The organism is Nonomuraea sp. NPDC046570, from assembly GCF_040645915.1.
Lineage (GTDB): Bacteria > Actinomycetota > Actinomycetes > Streptosporangiales > Streptosporangiaceae > Nonomuraea.
The window spans coordinates 690,191-705,888 of the sequence record NZ_JBEYZF010000001.1 but is presented as its reverse complement, the minus strand read 5'-3'; the positions used below and the strand labels follow the sequence as shown (position 1 = coordinate 705,888).

13 protein-coding genes are annotated in these 15,698 nt (G+C 71.0%); 3 read left to right on the top strand and 10 right to left on the bottom strand.

Annotation, left to right across the window (positions count from 1 at the left end; genetic code table 11):
* Positions 1–156 precede the first annotated feature (156 nt).
* From ABZ911_RS03285 to ABZ911_RS03255, 7 genes are all read right to left on the bottom strand, one after another.
* A complete protein-coding gene (locus ABZ911_RS03285; RefSeq protein WP_358051268.1) occupies positions 157–942 on the bottom strand; it encodes a sugar phosphate isomerase/epimerase family protein in 786 nt (261 codons plus the stop codon).
* Positions 939–1,976, bottom strand: coding sequence for a zinc-binding alcohol dehydrogenase (locus ABZ911_RS03280; RefSeq protein ID WP_358051265.1), 1,038 nt, complete (start codon positions 1,974–1,976; stop codon positions 939–941). Before ABZ911_RS03280 ends, ABZ911_RS03285 begins: the two co-directional genes overlap by 4 nt.
* 446 nt (positions 1,977–2,422) lie before the next feature.
* Positions 2,423–3,094: a phosphatase PAP2 family protein gene (locus ABZ911_RS03275; RefSeq protein WP_358051262.1), complete on the bottom strand. Its 672-nt coding sequence runs from the start codon at positions 3,092–3,094 to the stop codon at positions 2,423–2,425.
* Entirely contained in the window at positions 3,078–3,845 is a 768-nt protein-coding gene (locus tag ABZ911_RS03270; RefSeq protein WP_358051259.1) for a phosphatase PAP2 family protein, read from the bottom strand. Before ABZ911_RS03270 ends, ABZ911_RS03275 begins: the two co-directional genes overlap by 17 nt.
* The gene (locus ABZ911_RS03265; RefSeq protein ID WP_358051256.1) at positions 3,845–5,407 is read right to left on the bottom strand and encodes a phospholipase D-like domain-containing protein; all 1,563 of its coding nucleotides are present in this window, start codon (positions 5,405–5,407) and stop codon (positions 3,845–3,847) included. The genes ABZ911_RS03270 and ABZ911_RS03265 overlap by 1 nt, the downstream gene beginning before the upstream one ends.
* 18 nt (positions 5,408–5,425) lie before the next feature.
* The gene (locus ABZ911_RS03260; RefSeq protein WP_358051442.1) at positions 5,426–6,175 is read right to left on the bottom strand and encodes a helical backbone metal receptor; all 750 of its coding nucleotides are present in this window, start codon (positions 6,173–6,175) and stop codon (positions 5,426–5,428) included.
* A 16-nt stretch (positions 6,176–6,191) separates the two neighbouring features.
* Entirely contained in the window at positions 6,192–7,115 is a 924-nt protein-coding gene (locus ABZ911_RS03255; protein WP_358051253.1) for an AraC family transcriptional regulator, read from the bottom strand.
* A gap of 75 nt (positions 7,116–7,190) precedes the next feature.
* Here ABZ911_RS03255 and ABZ911_RS03250 point away from each other — a divergent pair, with 75 nt between their 5' ends.
* On the top strand, positions 7,191–8,006 hold the full coding sequence (locus ABZ911_RS03250) for an NAD(P)H-binding protein (protein ID WP_358051250.1): 816 nt from the start codon (positions 7,191–7,193) through the stop codon (positions 8,004–8,006).
* A gap of 5 nt (positions 8,007–8,011) precedes the next feature.
* Entirely contained in the window at positions 8,012–8,473 is a 462-nt protein-coding gene (locus ABZ911_RS03245; protein ID WP_358051247.1) for an anthrone oxygenase family protein, read from the top strand.
* 4 nt (positions 8,474–8,477) lie between these two features.
* Here ABZ911_RS03245 and icmF read toward each other — a convergent pair whose 3' ends face one another.
* The 3 genes from icmF to ABZ911_RS03230 form a co-directional block, all read right to left on the bottom strand.
* Complete coding sequence (gene icmF / locus ABZ911_RS03240) at positions 8,478–11,768, bottom strand: fused isobutyryl-CoA mutase/GTPase IcmF (protein WP_358051244.1); 3,291 nt, start codon at positions 11,766–11,768, stop codon at positions 8,478–8,480.
* A 50-nt stretch (positions 11,769–11,818) separates the two neighbouring features.
* Complete coding sequence (locus ABZ911_RS03235) at positions 11,819–12,904, bottom strand: CHAP domain-containing protein (RefSeq protein ID WP_358051241.1); 1,086 nt, start codon at positions 12,902–12,904, stop codon at positions 11,819–11,821.
* Positions 12,905–13,086: 182 nt separating this feature from the next.
* A complete protein-coding gene (locus tag ABZ911_RS03230) occupies positions 13,087–13,857 on the bottom strand; it encodes a protein phosphatase 2C domain-containing protein (RefSeq protein ID WP_358051238.1) in 771 nt (256 codons plus the stop codon).
* A gap of 76 nt (positions 13,858–13,933) precedes the next feature.
* Between ABZ911_RS03230 and ABZ911_RS03225 the strand changes: the two genes are divergently transcribed.
* Positions 13,934–15,697 (top strand): N-6 DNA methylase, encoded by a 1,764-nt coding sequence (locus tag ABZ911_RS03225; protein WP_358051235.1) that lies wholly within the window; start codon positions 13,934–13,936, stop codon positions 15,695–15,697.
* Position 15,698 lies beyond the last annotated feature (1 nt).

The window sequence follows — 15,698 nt, the reverse complement described above, 5'->3', positions numbered from 1 at the left end:
GCAGCTCGGCCCGCGCCCGGCGCGGCGACCAGCGGGCGTTGCCGATCGCGATGAAGGCGGAGTCCCAGCTCCACTGGTGGGGGTAGAGCCGCCGGGACGGCACGGTGTAACTGCCGTCCCAGTTGGCGACGAGAACGCGCACGGCGTCGCGCACGATCATAGGAACTTCCTGAGGAACATGGCGGCCTGCGGCAGGACGAACTCGGGTTCGCCGCGCAGCCGGCACTCCAGCGCGAGGTAGCCGTCGTAGCCGATCGCGTCGAGGGTGGCGAGCTGCGCCGCCCAGTCGAGGTGCCCGGTGCCCGGCTGGTGCCGGTTGGACTCGCTGACCTGCATGTGCGCGAGGTACGGCGCCACCTCGACCAGCGAGCGGCAGGGATCGTCCTCCTCGATGTTCATGTGGTAGGTGTCGCCGGCCACCTTGATCGAGTCCATCACGCACAGCTCGGCCGCCTGGGCGAGCGTGTTGACCATGTGGTTCTCGTACCGGTTCAGCGGCTCCAGCATGATCAGCACACCGTTGCGCGCCGCGTGCTCACCCAGCGTCGCCAGCGCCTCGGCCAGCACCTCGCGGTCCTCGGCGGCGCTCCTGGGCGGCTCGAACGGCGGCAGCCTGAGCGAGACCTGCCCCCACGACGCCGGGGTCATCACTCCGACGCCGCCCAGCTCGGCGATCACCGTGAGCTGTGAGCGGAGCTGGTGGACGGCGTCCTTGCGCCTGGCCGGATCGAAGTCGCCGATGAAGTGCGGCATGTCGACGCAGACCGTCGGCATCACCACCCCGTCGGCCAGCGCCCGTTTGAGCTCGGGCAGCCGGGCGGCGAACTGGAAGTCCCCCTTCCCGCGCAACTCGATCGCGTCGAACCCGGCGTCCACGGCGAAGGCGAACTTCTCCTGCAAGGTACGGCCTGGCAGGAGCTGCTCCTGCACGGCGAGTTTCACTGTCCCTCTCCGAATCTGAAGACGAGTTGCAACACCTTGTCCGGCTCCCGGTCGAGCAGCTCGAACGCCTCGGCGGCGCGCTCGGCCGGAACCACGTGGCTGACCAGCAGGGTCGTGTCGACCTCACCGGTCACGGCCAGCTCCATGAACGTGCGCTGCAGCCGCTCGACGTCCCAGCGGCCGGCCAGCCAGGAGGCGACGCCGCCGATCTGCGAGGAGACGAGCTGCACCTGGTTGTGGTGGAACTCCTCGCCCAGCCGCAGCCCGGCGGCCTCCCCCTGGTAGAAGCCGGCCGCGACGACCCGGCCGCCCCGGCGCACGGTCCTGATCGCCTCGTGCAGGCCGAAATGGCTGCCGCTCAGCTCGATCGCGGTGTCGGCGCCGTCCCCCGTCTTGCGGGCGAACTCGGCGCACGAGCCGGCCAGGGCGTCGAAGGTCTCGGCCGCGCCGTACGCCTTGGCGAGCCTGAGTCTGGCCTCGATGGGGTCGGTGGCCAGCACGCGGGCGCCGTTGAGCACGGCCAGCCGGGTGGCCAGCAGCCCGATGACGCCCTGCCCGAAGATCGCGACCCGGTCACCGAGGTGCACGTCGGCGGCGTGCACGGCGTTGAGCGCGATCGCGCCGACCCTGGCGAACACGCCGGTCAGCGGGTCCGCGTGGGGCGGCAGGGCGTGGCCGGCGAGCTTGGCGGCGGGCAGCACGGCCTCGGCCCGGTGCCCCCAGATCCCCCACACGATGGCCCCCACCAGCGGCTCGGCGACGTCGGGCGCCGCCTCGACGACCTCGCCGACCTCCTGGTAGCCCCAGCCGGTCAGCGGATACGCGTTGCTCTGTCCCGGGAGGAACAGCCGGCGTTCGGCGTCCCAGTGGCGGGTGAAGTAGGGGTTGGTGCCCCGGTAGGCGGTGAGTTCGGTGCCCGCCGACACACCGGAGTAGATCGTGCGCACGCGGACGTGACCCGGCTCCAGCTCACCGGGCTCCTCCTCCTCGCACACCTGGACGACGCCTGGTTCCTGAATGGTGATGACGTGCATTCCCCACACTTACGCTTTCTGATCAAACAGAAGTCAGAGATTTAGCGCTTATTTGCGCGCGATACTTGCGGGTTGACACTCTTAAGTCTACGACTTCTGTCGGAGGTGGCTTATGAAATTGGGGTTCCTGACCGCGTGTCTTCCGGAAAGCAGCCTTTCCGACATCGCACGCTGGGCCGTCGGCCAGGGCTACGAAGCCCTGGAGGTGGCCGGGCGGCCGGCCACGGATGCCCGAAATCACATCAGAGCGGATCGATTCGATGAAGCCGAATGCGACCGTGTCGGGAAGATCTTCGCGGAGAGCGGACTGACACTTTCCTCTATCGCGTACTACGAGAACAACCTGCACCCGACAGAACGCACGCGTACCAATGCGCACCTACGCAAATGCGTCGACGCCGCCGACTTCAGCAGGAAGACGGGGATCAAGGTGGTGCTGTTCTTCGCTAGCGAGCGGTTGCTGACCGAGGGACTGACGGCCGGCGCCGAGAAGGGCCGAACAGGACGGCCCTGGCCACCACGGCCAGGCAGACGCCGCCGAGCAGGATCCCCCACAGCACGTCGGTGACGAAGTGCATGCCGCGGTAGATCCGGGCGAAGGCGACGGCGAGCGGCGCGCCGAGGCCCACCGCCCAGATGGCCGCGGTCAGCAGCCGGGAGCGGTGGTGGTGCGTGGTGAGCACCAGGGCGACGCCGCAGTAGAACGCGACCGCCGCGCTGACGTGCCCCGAGGGGAAGCTGGAGGTGGGCGGGGCCGGGTCCAGGTGCTCGACCGGCGGGCGGTGGCGGCCGACGAGGTTGGTGGTGGCGAGGAAGATCAGCGACTGGGCCCACACCGCCAGGGCGAGGAAGACCGACTCCCGCCATCTGCCGTAGGCGAGCCTGAAGACGATCGCGGCGATCAGCGTGAGCGCCACGATGTACGGCGTGTCGGACAGGCTGCTGCCGAGGTCGGTGAGGCCGTTCCAGAGGCCCGTCCGGTCGGCGGCGACGTCCCGGCTCAGGGAGGGCTCGACGTGGGAGACCTCCAGCAGCAGCTTGCCCGTGCCGTAGGTGACGGCCGCCAGCGCCAGCAGCGGCGCCACCAGAGACTTGAGGTACTCAGTGACGGCTGCCATATGCCCTGCCTCCCGTTGAGATCTCTTCCTCCGCCTCGGGCTCCACACCCTCGGCGTACGGCACGGCCGGCCTGCGGCCCAGTTCGCGCCGCCAGGACTCGAACGCGACGGCGGTGGCGGCGATGACGGCGACGCCGAGCAGCGCGCCCGCCACCGCGTCGCTCACCCAGTGCACGCCCAGCGCGATCCGCGTGTAGGCCATCGAGACGACCAGGAACCCGGCCGCCGACCAGGCGATGGTCCGCCCCCGCCGGGACAGCACGGGCAGCAGGAGCAGCACCACGATGCCCGCGCCGAGCGTCGCGTTGACCACGTGACCCGACGGGAAGGACTGGCCGGGCGCCATCGCGACCGGGTCGGGGAACGCGGGCCGCGCCCGGTCGGTGACGATCTTGATGGCGAGGGCGAGCAGGCCGCCGACCGTGATCGTGGTGATCGCCCAGGTGGCCAGCCTCGGCGCGCCCCGGTAGATCAGCCAGCCCGCGAGTGCGATCACCACGATCCGCCACGGCCACGGCCCGAACAGCTCGCTCCAGAAGGTGACCACGTCCGTCCAGACGGGGTTGCGCAGGGCGAACGCGTGCAGGTCCCGCGCCACCCCTTTGTCGAGGAGGTGCAGGGGCGGGAAGGCGGTCTTCACGAGCACGGCGAGCAGGGTGAAGGGGATCATCACCAGGCCCACCAGCAGGGAGGCCGCGGTCAGGCGCAGCCCCAGACGCCGGTCGGGGTCCAGGTGGCGGCGGGCGAACATCAGAACCTCCGCGAACGACGTAGTTCGGGCGGGCGGCCGTCCGGGTCGACGGCCAGCCGGTAGAGCGGCATGGCCAGGCGCCTGCGGAAGCCGGTCAGCTCGGGCGCCGGATGCGGCCTGAGCCTGCCCGGCGGCCTGGGATCGCGGCCGCCGCCGCGATGCCATTCCTCCAGTCTGGCGGCTGAGTCGGCGAACGCGTCGAAAGCCACACGGGGATCGCACAACTCGTCGAGCCCGTCTCCCGGCCGATCGAGGTCCAGGTGTTCGGCCGCGAGCGTCAGCCTGAGGTCTCTGGCGAACTTCGCGGCGCCCGCGGGGGCCCGGGGGTCGGGCTCCTCGTCGAGGATCGCGCAGCTCAGCTCCGAGTCGTACGTCCACGAGCGCAGGTTCACGTTGTCGGACCCGACCGAGGCCCACACGTCGTCCACCACGCACACCTTGGCGTGCACGTAGACGGGCCTGTCCTCGTGGTTCTCCAGGTCGTAGACGGCCACCCGGTCACCGCCCGCGTCCCGCAACCGGCCCAGCGCCTCGACCCGGCCGATCAGGCTCGCGGGACCGGCCAGCCAGCCGTCCTGGTCGGGGAAGCGCGGCACCACGATGATCATGTGCAGCTCCGGCTCCCGCTCCAGCGCCCGCGCGAACGGCTCGATCACCTCGGTCGACCACAGGTACTGGTCCTCCAGGTAGACCAGCGAACGCGCCCTGCCCAGCACCTTGTGATAGGCCCGCGCCACGCTCCGCTCCCCCCGCGGGGCGAACGGGTAGGCGCTACGCCGGTACGGATATGTGCGCAGCAGCTGTACGGCGTGCGTCCCGGCCGGCGCGGGCGGTGGGCCGGGCTTGGGCAGCGGCGGCATGTCGTCCATCCGGGTGACGTGGTCGCGCAACCGCCGGAACGGCTGCCGGGTCTCGGGCGCCGGGTCCTCCCAGCGTTCGCAGAACACCTTCTCCACCTCGGCCACCGCCGGGCCCCTGATCGCCACCTGCACGTCGTGCCAGGGCGGGCGCGGGCCGTACCGGCCGGGCAGGGGCGCGGCCTGTGGGTCGCCCCGGTGGTCCGCGTCGTCGCGGCGGCTGTGGCACAGGTCGACGCCGCCGACGAAGGCGACGTCGTCCTCGGGGGTGCGGTCGTGGCGCAGGATGACGAACTTCTGGTGGTGCGAGCCGCCCGCGCGGGTCCGGGTGTCGAGCAGCGCCTGCCCGCCCGCCTCCTCGATCGCCTCGCCCAGGTGCCGGTTCTCCTCGGCGCTGAACCGCAGCCGGTCCAGGTGCGAGCGCCAGATCAGTCCCCTGACCAGGGCGCCGCGTTCGGCGGCCGAGGCCATCGCGGCGGCCACGCCCGGACCGTCCGGGGTGAGCCGCTCGTCGGGGTCGCCGCGCCAGTCGGCGAACAGCAGCAGGTCGTCCTTGCCCAGCCGGTCCAAGCGGGTGGCGAGCTCGGCGAAGTAGGTGGCGCCGTGGATGAGCGGGCGCACCTCGTTCCCGGTGGACCAGGCGTCGAGCCTGGTGGCCGGGTTGCCTCTCTCGTCCTCGGTGAGGAACCAGTCCTGGAGCCGCATCGACTCCCGGCTACCCGGCTATCCGCCGATCATTCCTCGGAGGACGGCGGGCGCCTCGACCAGAGAGGGCCCGTACCAGGTGAGGTATCTGCCGCTGACGAGCGCGGCCGGGATGCCGGGAAAGCACTCGGGCCCGTCGTCCGCGCTGAACGCGTAGGGCTCGTCCGGCAGCACCACCAGGTCCGGGTTCCGCGCGACCAGGTCGGCCAGGGGGATCTTGGGATACCGCTCGGGGTGATCGGCGTAGAGGTTGTCGACGCCGAGCCTGCGGAGCACGTCCCCGGTGAAGGTGTCCCGCCCCACCACCATCCACGGCCGCCGCCAGATCGGGATGACCGCCGACCGCCTGGCCACGGGCTCGGGGGCACGCCAGGCCTCCTCCGCCGAGTCCAGCCACGCCGGTCGTGCCGTACGGCAGGCGTGCCGGAACAGGCGTGTCAGCGACGTGAACGCCTCGTCCACCGTCTCGATCCTCGTCACCCACACGGCCAGGCCCTGGGCGCGCAGGGCCTCGATGTCCTGGGGTCTGTTCTCCTCGGCGTTGGCCAGGACGACGTCCGGCCGGAGCCGGGCGATCGTCTCCAGGTCGGGGTTCTTGGTGCCCTTGACCCTGGTCACGTCCAGGTCGGCCGGGTGCGAGCACCAGTCGGTGGCGCCGACCAGCGCGCCTGGCAGGGTCGCGGCCACCGACTCGGTGAGCGAGGGCACCAGCGACACGATCCGCCCGACCCTGTCCGGTACGGCCGCCGCCACTCCGGTGTCGTCTATGTCCACACCGGCCACCCTAGGCCTGGGATCGCACGCGGTGCTCCTGCGGGCTGATGCCGCGCACCCGCTTGAAGGCCGTGCTCAGCGCGAACGAGCTGCCGTACCCGACCTTCCTGGCCACCGCGCCGATCGTGGTGCCGGGCTCGCGCAGCAGGTCGGCGGCGAGCGTCAGCCGCCAGTCCGTCAGGTACGCCATGGGCGGCTCCCCCACCAGCTCGGTGAACGTGCGCGCCAGCGTGGCCCGCGAGACGCCCACCCGGGAGGCCAGCTCGGCCACCGACCACGGGTGGGCGGGGTCGTTGTGCAGCAGCCGCAGCGCGGCGCCGACGACGGGGTCGCCGAAGGCGAGGAACCAGGAGTTGCGCTGGTCGCCGAACCAGGCGCGGAGCACCGCGATCAGCAGCAGGTCCAGCATGCGGTCGAGGACCACCTCCTGGCCCGGCTGGTCGCCGGACATCTCCTGGCCGAGCAGCGGGATGAGCGGGGTCTCCACCTGGCGCTGGACCAGCAGCGGGGGCAGCGAGCGCAGCAGCCTCCGGCTGACCTCCGAGTCGAGCTGGTAGGTGCCGATCAGCATGGACACCGGACCGTCGAGATCGTCGCCCCAGGTGCGGGTGCCGAGGCCCATCCGCTCCGACAGGTCCTCGCCTTCGGGGCTGCGGCAGCGCTGGCCGGGCAGGAGGATCACCTGCGGCGGGGTGGCGGGGTCGTCGGCGAAGGTGAAAGGGTCGGGGCCGCGGGTGACGGCGACGTCTCCGGCGGTCAGCCGTACCGGGGCGGTGTCGTCCGGGATCACCCACGCCTCGCCCTTGGTGACGGCCACCAGCGACAGCGGGGCCTCGTCCTGCGCCCGCACCGACCAGGGCGGGCGCATGATCGCCCGGAGCAGGAAGGCACTGCGGGCGCGCGGTCCGTCGAGGAGTCCGGCCAGAGCGTCCATGCGTTGGACGATAGAACATGGAAGTGAGCCGCTCAACTATGGAGAGTCTCACCCGGCCAGGCTTGACTTGGGCGCATGACGAACCTTGTGATCGGCGGGACCGGCAAGACCGGCCGCAGAGTGGTGAGCGGGCTGCGGGACCTGGGGCTGCCGGTGCGGGCGACCTCCCGTTCCGGCCCGGTGCCCTTCGACTGGACCGACCGCGCCACCTGGGCGCCCGCGCTCGACGGCGTGCGCGCCGCGTACCTGACCTATCAGCCCGACCTGGCCTTTCCCGGGGCGGTCGAGGCGATCGGCGAGCTGACCTCGCTCGCGGTGAGCGGCGGCGTGCGGCGGCTGGTGCTGCTGTCCGGGCGGGGCGAGGACGAGGCCGCGGCCAGCGAGCGGATCGTCCAGGAGTCGGGGCTGGAGTGGACGATCCTGCGCTGCGGCTTCTTCTTCCAGAACTACAGCGAGGGGGCGTTCGCCGAGATGGTGCGGGCGGGGGTGATCGCGCTGCCGGGCGGCGGCGTGGCCGAGCCGTCCGTCGACGCCGATGACATCGCCGACGCGGCGGTCGCAGCCCTGACCTCCGACCGGCACGTCGACACGCTGTACGAACTGACCGGCCCCCGGCTGCTGACCTTCGCGGACGTGGCCGGCGAACTGTCCGCGGCGACCGGCAGGCTGATCCGCTACGTCCCGGTCACGGCCGAGGAGTACATCGGCATGCTCACCGGGTACGGCATGCCCGCCACCGAGGCCGTGCTGCTCACCGGGCTGTTCACCACGGTCCTGGACGGCCGCAACGCCTCGCTGACCGACGGCGTCCGGCTCGCCCTCGGCCGCGAACCGCGCGACTTCACCGCGTACGCGAAGGAGGCCGCCGCCTCCGGAGTCTGGAAGGCTTGACCCTCATGGACGCCCTGACCCTGGCCGCCGCCGCGCTGGCCCTGGTGACGCACGCCGCCCTCACGGGCCTGTTCTACTCCTTCTCCATGTCGGTCATGCCCGGCCTCGACGCCGTCGAGCCGGGCCAGGCCGAGACCGCGATGCGCAGCATCAACGTGAAGATCCTTAACCCGTGGCTCTACCTGGCGTTCCTCGGCGCGCCGATCATGTCGGCGGCCACCGGGGCGCTGCTATTGGCCTCGGGGGACACCACGGCCGCGCTGCTGCTGTTCGCGGCGACGGCGGTGAACTTCCTCGGCTCCGTCGTGGTGACCGCCACCGTGAACGTGCCGATGAACAACGCCCTCAACGCCGGGAAGCTGTCGTGGGCCGCCTACTCCCCCCGGTGGACCAGGTGGAACACCGCGCGCGCCGTGTGCTGCGCGCTCGGTGTCCTGCTGGTCGGGGCCGGCCTGGTGGCCTGGTGACCGGTCAGACGTTGCGCCGGTACTGACCTCCGGCCTCGAACAGCGCCTCGGTGATCTGGCCGAGCGAGCAGACCCTGGCCACGTCCATCAGCACCTCGAAGGCGTTCTCCTCCGACATCGCGACGTCCCGAAGCCTCCGCAGCGCCGCGGGGGCTTCGTCGCGGTGCCGGGTGTGGAAGTCGCTCAGCCGGTCGAGCTGCGAGCCCTTCTCCTTCTCGGTGCCCCTGGCCAGCTCCAGCGGCCCGTGCTGGACCTCGCCGCGCGGGTTGCGGAAGGTGTTCACGCCGATGATGGGCAGCGAGCCGTCGTGCTTGCGCGTCTCGTACAGCATCGACTCGTCCTGGATCCGGCCGCGCTGGTAGCCGGTCTCCATCGCGCCCAGCACGCCGCCGCGGTCCGAGATGCGCTCGAACTCGCGCAGCACCGCCTCCTCGACCAGGTCGGTCAGCTCGTCGATGATGAACGAGCCCTGCAGCGGGTTCTCGTTGCGAGCCAGGCCCCACTCCCGGTTGATGATGAGCTGGATGGCCATCGCGCGGCGTACCGAGTCGGCCGACGGTGTGGTGACGGCCTCGTCGAAGGCGTTGGTGTGCAGGCTGTTGCAGTTGTCGTAGATCGCGATCAGCGCCTGCAGGGTGGTGCGGATGTCGTTGAAGTCCATCTCCTGGGCGTGCAGGGAGCGGCCCGAGGTCTGGATGTGGTACTTCAGCTTCTGCGCCCGCTCGGCCGCGCCGTACCGCTCGCGCAGCGCCACCGCCCAGATGCGGCGGGCCACCCGGCCGAGCACGCTGTACTCGGGGTCCATGCCGTTGGAGAAGAAGAACGACAGGTTGGCCGCGAAGTCGTCGATGTCCATGCCGCGGGCGAGGTAGGCCTCCACATAGGTGAAGCCGTTGGCCAGCGTGAACGCGAGCTGGCTGATCGGGTTCGCGCCCGCCTCGGCGATGTGGTAGCCGGAGATCGACACCGAGTAGAAGTTGCGCACCCGCTGCCGGATGAACCACTCCTGGATGTCGGCCATCATCCGCAGGCTGAACTCCGTGGAGAAGATGCAGGTGTTCTGCCCCTGGTCCTCCTTGAGGATGTCGGCCTGCACGGTCCCGCGCACGGTGGCGAGCGTGCCCGCGCGCAGCTCGCGATCCTCCTCCTCGTACGGCTCCCGCCCGTGCTTGACCTGGAACCGGTCTCGGGCCTGGTCGATCGCGGCGTTGAGGAAGAAGGCGAGGATCGTCGGGGCGGGGCCGTTGATGGTCATCGAGACCGAGGTGTTCGGGGCGGCGAGGTCGAAGCCGTCGTAGAGCACCTTCATGTCGTCGAGCGTCGCGATCGAGACCCCCGAGGTGCCGACCTTTCCGTAGATGTCAGGACGGAGGTCGGGGTCGTGGCCGTACAGCGTCACCGAGTCGAAGGCCGTCGAGAGGCGGGTCGCGGGCTGCCCCTCCGAGAGCAGCTTGAAGCGCTTGTTGGTCCTGAACGGGTCGCCCTCGCCCGCGAACATCCTGGTGGGGTCCTCGTCGTCCCGCTTGAACGGGAAGACGCCCGCGGTGAAGGGGAAGCGGCCGGGGAGGTTCTCGGCGCGCAGGAAGCGGAGCAGCTCGCCGTGGTCCTGGTAGCGGGGCAGGGCGACGCGGGGGATCCTGTTGCCGGACAGCGTCTCGCGCCACAGGGGGGTGTGGATCTCCCGGTCGCGGACCTTCACCACCAGTTCGTCGGCGGAGTACTGGGCCTTGAGCGCGGGCCACTCGTCCAGCAGGGCCCGGGTCTCGGGGGTCAGCTCGGACTGCGCCCGCCGTACCAGCTCGGCGACCTGGCCCTCTTCCCCGGCCGCGTGCTGCGGTTCGGCGGACAGGAGGGCCTGGACGGCGGTCAACTGCTGGAGGCGGCGGGCCGCCTCGGACTGGGCCAGCGTCTCGGTGTGGTAGTCGCGGACCGTCTCGGCGATCTCGGCGAGGTAGCGCACCCGGGCGGGCGGCACGATCGCCGCGGCGGCCTTGGAGGTACGGCCCTGGACCCGCGCCAGCAGGCCCGGACCGGCGGGCATGCCCTTGGCCAGCAGGAGGTCGCGCAGGTGGTGGTAGAGCGCGGTGACCCCGGCGTCGTTGTAGCGGGCGGCGATCGTCCCGAACACCGGCATGTTGTCCGGCGAGACGCCGAAAGCGCCCCGATTGCGCACCATCTGGCGGCGTACGTCGCGCAGCGCGTCCTCGGCTCCGCGCCGCTCGTACTTGTTGATCACCACGGCTTCGGCGAAGTCGAGCATGTCGATCTTCTCGAGCTGCGAGGCGGCGCCGAACTCCGGCGTCATGACATAGATCGGCACGTCCACGTGCGGCACCACGCCCGCGTCACCCTGCCCGATACCAGGCGTCTCCACGATCACCAGGTCGTACCCGGCGGCGCGGCAGGCGGCGATCACGTCGTCCAGGCAGGCGGGCACCTCGCTGACGGCGCCCCTGGTGGCCAGCGACCGGAAGAAGGTCTGCCCGCCGAGACTGTTCATCCTGATCCTGTCCCCCAGCAGCGCACCCCCGCCCCTGCGCCTGGTCGGGTCGATGGCGATGACGGCCACCCGCAGCTTGTCGTCGTTGTCGACCCGGAACCGCCGCAGCAACTCGTCGGTCAGCGACGACTTTCCGGACCCACCCGTTCCGGTGATCCCCAGCACAGGCGCTCCGGCCTGGTGCGTCTCCTCCGCGTTCGCGGCGCTCTGCTCGGGGGTGGGCGTTTCCTGCGGGTGAGGGCGGGCGCCTCTCGCGCGCAGGCCCTCGACCAGTTCGGCCGGGGCTCGGCCCGCCTCGATGAGGGTGATGGCTCTGGCGAGGGCCGCCTGGTCGCCCGAGACCACGGCTTCGACCGTGGGCGGGTCGTCAAGCTGGACGTCGCACTCCTGGATCAGTTCGTTGATCATCCCGGGCAGGCCGAGGCGCTGGCCGTCCTCGGGCGAGAAGATCCGGGTGACGCCGTGGGCGTGCAGGCGCTCGATCTCCTCGGCGACGATGACGCCGCCGCCTCCGCCGTACACCTTGACGTGTCCTGCCCCCCGCTCCCGCAGCAGGTCGACCAGGTACGAGAAGAACTCGACGTGTCCGCCCTGGTAGGAGCTGATGGCGATGCCCTGCACGTCCTCCTGGATGGCGGCGGTGACGACCTCGTCGACGGACCGGTTGTGGCCGAGATGGATGACCTCGGCGCCCTGCGTCTGCAGGATCCGCCGCATGATGTTGATCGCGGCGTCATGGCCGTCGAACAGTGCCGCCGCGGTCACAAAGCGGACGGGGTTGACCGGAACGTGCACGCCAGATCACTCCTTCGTGAGGGCTTCCCTTCTGAAGATACTAGGACGTCCTAGTATTTCCCACCCTCCAGCCCTCGGGACGACCTCCTCTGGGACTCATACGGCCTCAGCCGCGTAGGCGACACATGCGGCGCCCCCACCCCACGCTCCTGCCCGAGCAGCACACGCTCCTGCGGCGAGGCGAGGCGGGAGCCGGGTGGAGTGTCACGACCGCCGCGAGAGGCCACTTCAGCCTCCTGAGACGCGCGCCTCGCGAAGGGGAGACGGCCTCGGAGTCCACGCCCGGCCCCTACTTTCTCGCTCTCCCAGAACTCCTCGTCCACCTCCCATGCCACACCGAGGGCCGCCTCCCGGGGAGACCTTCCCTGCACGCGTGCGCCCACCTTGGGAGCCGTGCGCGAGTCCTGGATCGTTCCCGCGCGGAGGCGGGAATCGGGAAGGCGAATGTCCGGGAGGGAACTCGCGGCGGAGTGCGCGAGCGGGCGGGGCGGAGGGGAAGCGGGAGAGGGGGAGGCGGGGGTGGGGCGCGGGCGGCCGGCGAGGCGGATGGAGATCACCACGGTCACCAGGACCATGGTGGCGAGTAATGCCTGGGGGGTGCCTAAAAGATCGAAAGCGGAGCGCGACTCCACGGCGGTGATGGCGGGGCGGTCGGCCTGGAGGGAGATGGCGGGGCCGTCGGAGGGGCGGACCTCCAGGAGAGGGGCGTTCTTCTTGACCAGGCGGGGCAGGCCGTACCCGACGACTTTGTCTGTTTCGCGGAATTTGCGCTTCAGCCAGACCTTGTCGACGTTCGCCTCGATCGTGCGGATCTTCGCGCCTTCCACCTTCTCCACGATGCCGACGTGGTCGACGCCCTTGTAGCTCTTGCCGCCGCTCCAGTCGTAGAACACCAGCGCGCCGGGTTCCGGGGTGTCGGACCAGGCGCGGTGTTTGATGAACCAGGCCGCGTGCGAGGGGGTCCAGGCGAACTGCCCGACGTACTCCTCGACCCCTGCCCGTTCGGCGGCCCAGGCGATGAACATGTCGCACCACGGCGCGTTGCGATACTGGGGGTCCTGGGCGTGGAGGGCGTACCACTCACCGAACTTCGTGTGCTGGCCGCCCTTCTCGCGGTATCCGAGTTGGGGGCGCACCGCCTTCAGCAGATCTTCCGCGATCGGGTCCAGGACGACTCCTCCCCAGATGACGGCAGCTAACGATGGACTGTAGTAGCAGCATCGCGGCAATGCGCCGTACACCAAGAAAGTGTCTAGCTATGAGATGAAATTTCGGCTATGTGACTCCTGGGGCGCAGGGGGAACTTCTACTATCGGGATTAGGAGCCAGCGCCCACTCTGTACATCGCTGCCGCACCCTCGCCGGGCGGCACCACGTCGGCCACGACCACCGTCACGTTGTCCGGGGAGCCCCCCTGGTTGGCCAGGTCGATCAGCCTGCGCACCGCCGCGTCCGGCTCGGCGAACGTCGACAGCACCTCGTGCAGCACCTCGGGCCCCAGCACGTTGGTCAGCCCGTCGGAGCACAGCAGGTAGCGGTCGCCCAAGTCGGCGTCGCGCAGCGACATGTCCGGCGCGGACCTGCCCTCGCTGCCCAGCACCCGCAGCACCATCGAGCGCCGGGGGTGCACGGCGGCCTGATCCTCCGTGATTCGCCCTTCGTCCACCATGGACTGCACCAGTGTGTGATCCTTGGTGATCTGGTAAAGCGCACCGTCACGAAGCAGATAGGCACGGGAGTCACCGAGATGGGCAAGCGCGAACCTGGAGCCGTCCCACAGCATGGCGGTGACGGTCGTGCCCATACCCCTGCGCGCCGGGTCGATCTCGGCGAGCTCCACCAGCCTGCGCCCGGCCTCCTGCACGGCGGCTTCGAGCGCCGCCTCCAGGTCGGCTCCCGTCTCAGGGAGGCTGGCATCCAGCTCGCGGAGCACCGCGATCGCGGCGGAGCTGGCCAGCTCGCCCGCCGCGTGGCCGCCCATCCCGTCGGCGACCGCGAGCAGGCGGGCGCTCGCGTAGCCGGAGTCCTCGTTCTGCTCCCGGCGGAGACCCACATCTGAGCCAGCGGCATAGCGGATGTTGTGCTTCATAGCAGCAGTAAATCATTGGTTGAAACACTTCACAAGCAGATGCACTGAAGAGTGTTTGTGAACTACTGTGGCCCACATGAGCCACGACCCGACCGTCAACGCCGGCGACATCGCCAGGCTCGCCGGTGTCGGGCGGGCCGCGGTGAGCAACTGGCGCCGCAGGCACGACGACTTCCCCGCACCGGTGGGCGGCACCGCCGCCCAACCGCAGTTCGCCCTGCGCGAGGTCGAGGTCTGGCTGCGACGCTATGGGAAGTCCTACCAGGTCTCGCTGGGAGATCGTGCCTGGCAACGCCTGAAAGCCGAAGGAGATCTGCGACTGGGCGAGCTCGTCGCCAAAGCGGGCTCCTTTCTCGCAGGTGAGGAGCCTGACGGGCTCGACCCCTCGCTGGCCGCGCTGCTCGGCGATCTGGCGGTGGAACAGGGGCCACTGGGCGCCTACGAGTTCATCTGCGAGCGCTACTTCGAGGCCCACTCCCGGCGCCTCGCGCTGACCCGGCCCGACGTGGCCGGGCTGATGGTGGAGCTGACCGGGGCCCAGGGGCGTACGGTGCTCGACCCGGCCTGCGGGGTGGGCACGCTGCTGCTGGGCGTCACCAAGGCGGGCCGGCTGCTCGGCCAGGAGCTGAGCGCCACCTCGGCGCGCATCGCCCGCGCCCGGCTGCTGCTGCGCGGCTCCGACGCCGAGATCGTCGCGGCCGACTCGATGCGCGAGGACGGCTTCCGCCGCGAGCTCGCCGACGCGGTGGTCTGCGACCCGCCGTTCAACGAGCGCTCGTGGGGCTACGACGAGCTCACCGGCGACCCGCGCTGGGAGTTCGGCCTGCCCCCGCGCGGCGAGTCGGAGCTCGCCTGGGTGCAGCACTGCCTGACCCACGTCAAGCCGGGCGGCCTGGTCGCGGTGCTGATGCCCGCAGCCGCGGCCAGCCGCAGGCCGGGCCGCCGCATCAGGGGCAACCTGCTGCGGGCCGGCGCCCTGCGAGCCGTGGTGACGCTGTGGACGGGCGGGCCCGACCTGTGGATGCTGCGCCGCCCTCGGCCCGGCGACCGGCCGCCGTCCGAGGTGCTGATCATGGACGCCGCCGACGACCTCGACGCGGTGGCCGCGGCCTGGCACGACCACCTGGGGGGCGGCCACGGCCAGGCCGTACGGATCATCGATCTGCTCGACGACGAGGTGGACGTCAGCCCGGCGCGGCATGTGCCGCGCGGCGGCGCCGACCTCGGCCGCGCCTTCACCGCCGCCCGCGAGCGCTTCCTTGCCGCCTCGGTGGTGCCGCCGGACCTGCGGGTGCTCGACGAGCCGCGCGACCATCCGGCCACCACGGTCGGCGAGCTCGTCAAGGCGGGCCTGGTGACGATCCTGCAGGCGCCGCCGAGGATGACAGCCGACGGCGGCGAGGTGCCGGTGCTGCTGGCCGACGACGTGGAGAGCGGCGCCCCCGCCTCGGGGCTGACCGCGTCCGCGAACGGGCTGGTGCGCGTCGAGCCGGGCGACGTGGTGGCCACCTACTCGACCGCCCGCGTGGTCACCGAGGCGGGCGCCGTGCTCGGGCCGCAGCTCACCCTCTACCGCGTCGACGAGCGGCGGCTGGACGCGCACTTCCTCGCCGGTTTCCTGCGCTCGGCCGGCGGGCGGGTGCCCGCCGGCTCCAGCAGGGTGGACGTGCGCCGCACCCGCCTCCCCCGCCTCCCCCTCACCGAACAGCGCCTGTACGGCGAAGCCTTCCGCCAGCTCGCCACGATGGAGGACGCCCTGCGTGAAGCCGCCGATCTCGGTAGTTCCCTGGTCCGGCTCGGGCTCGACGGCCTCGCCGACGGCCGTCTGCACCCAGCCTGAC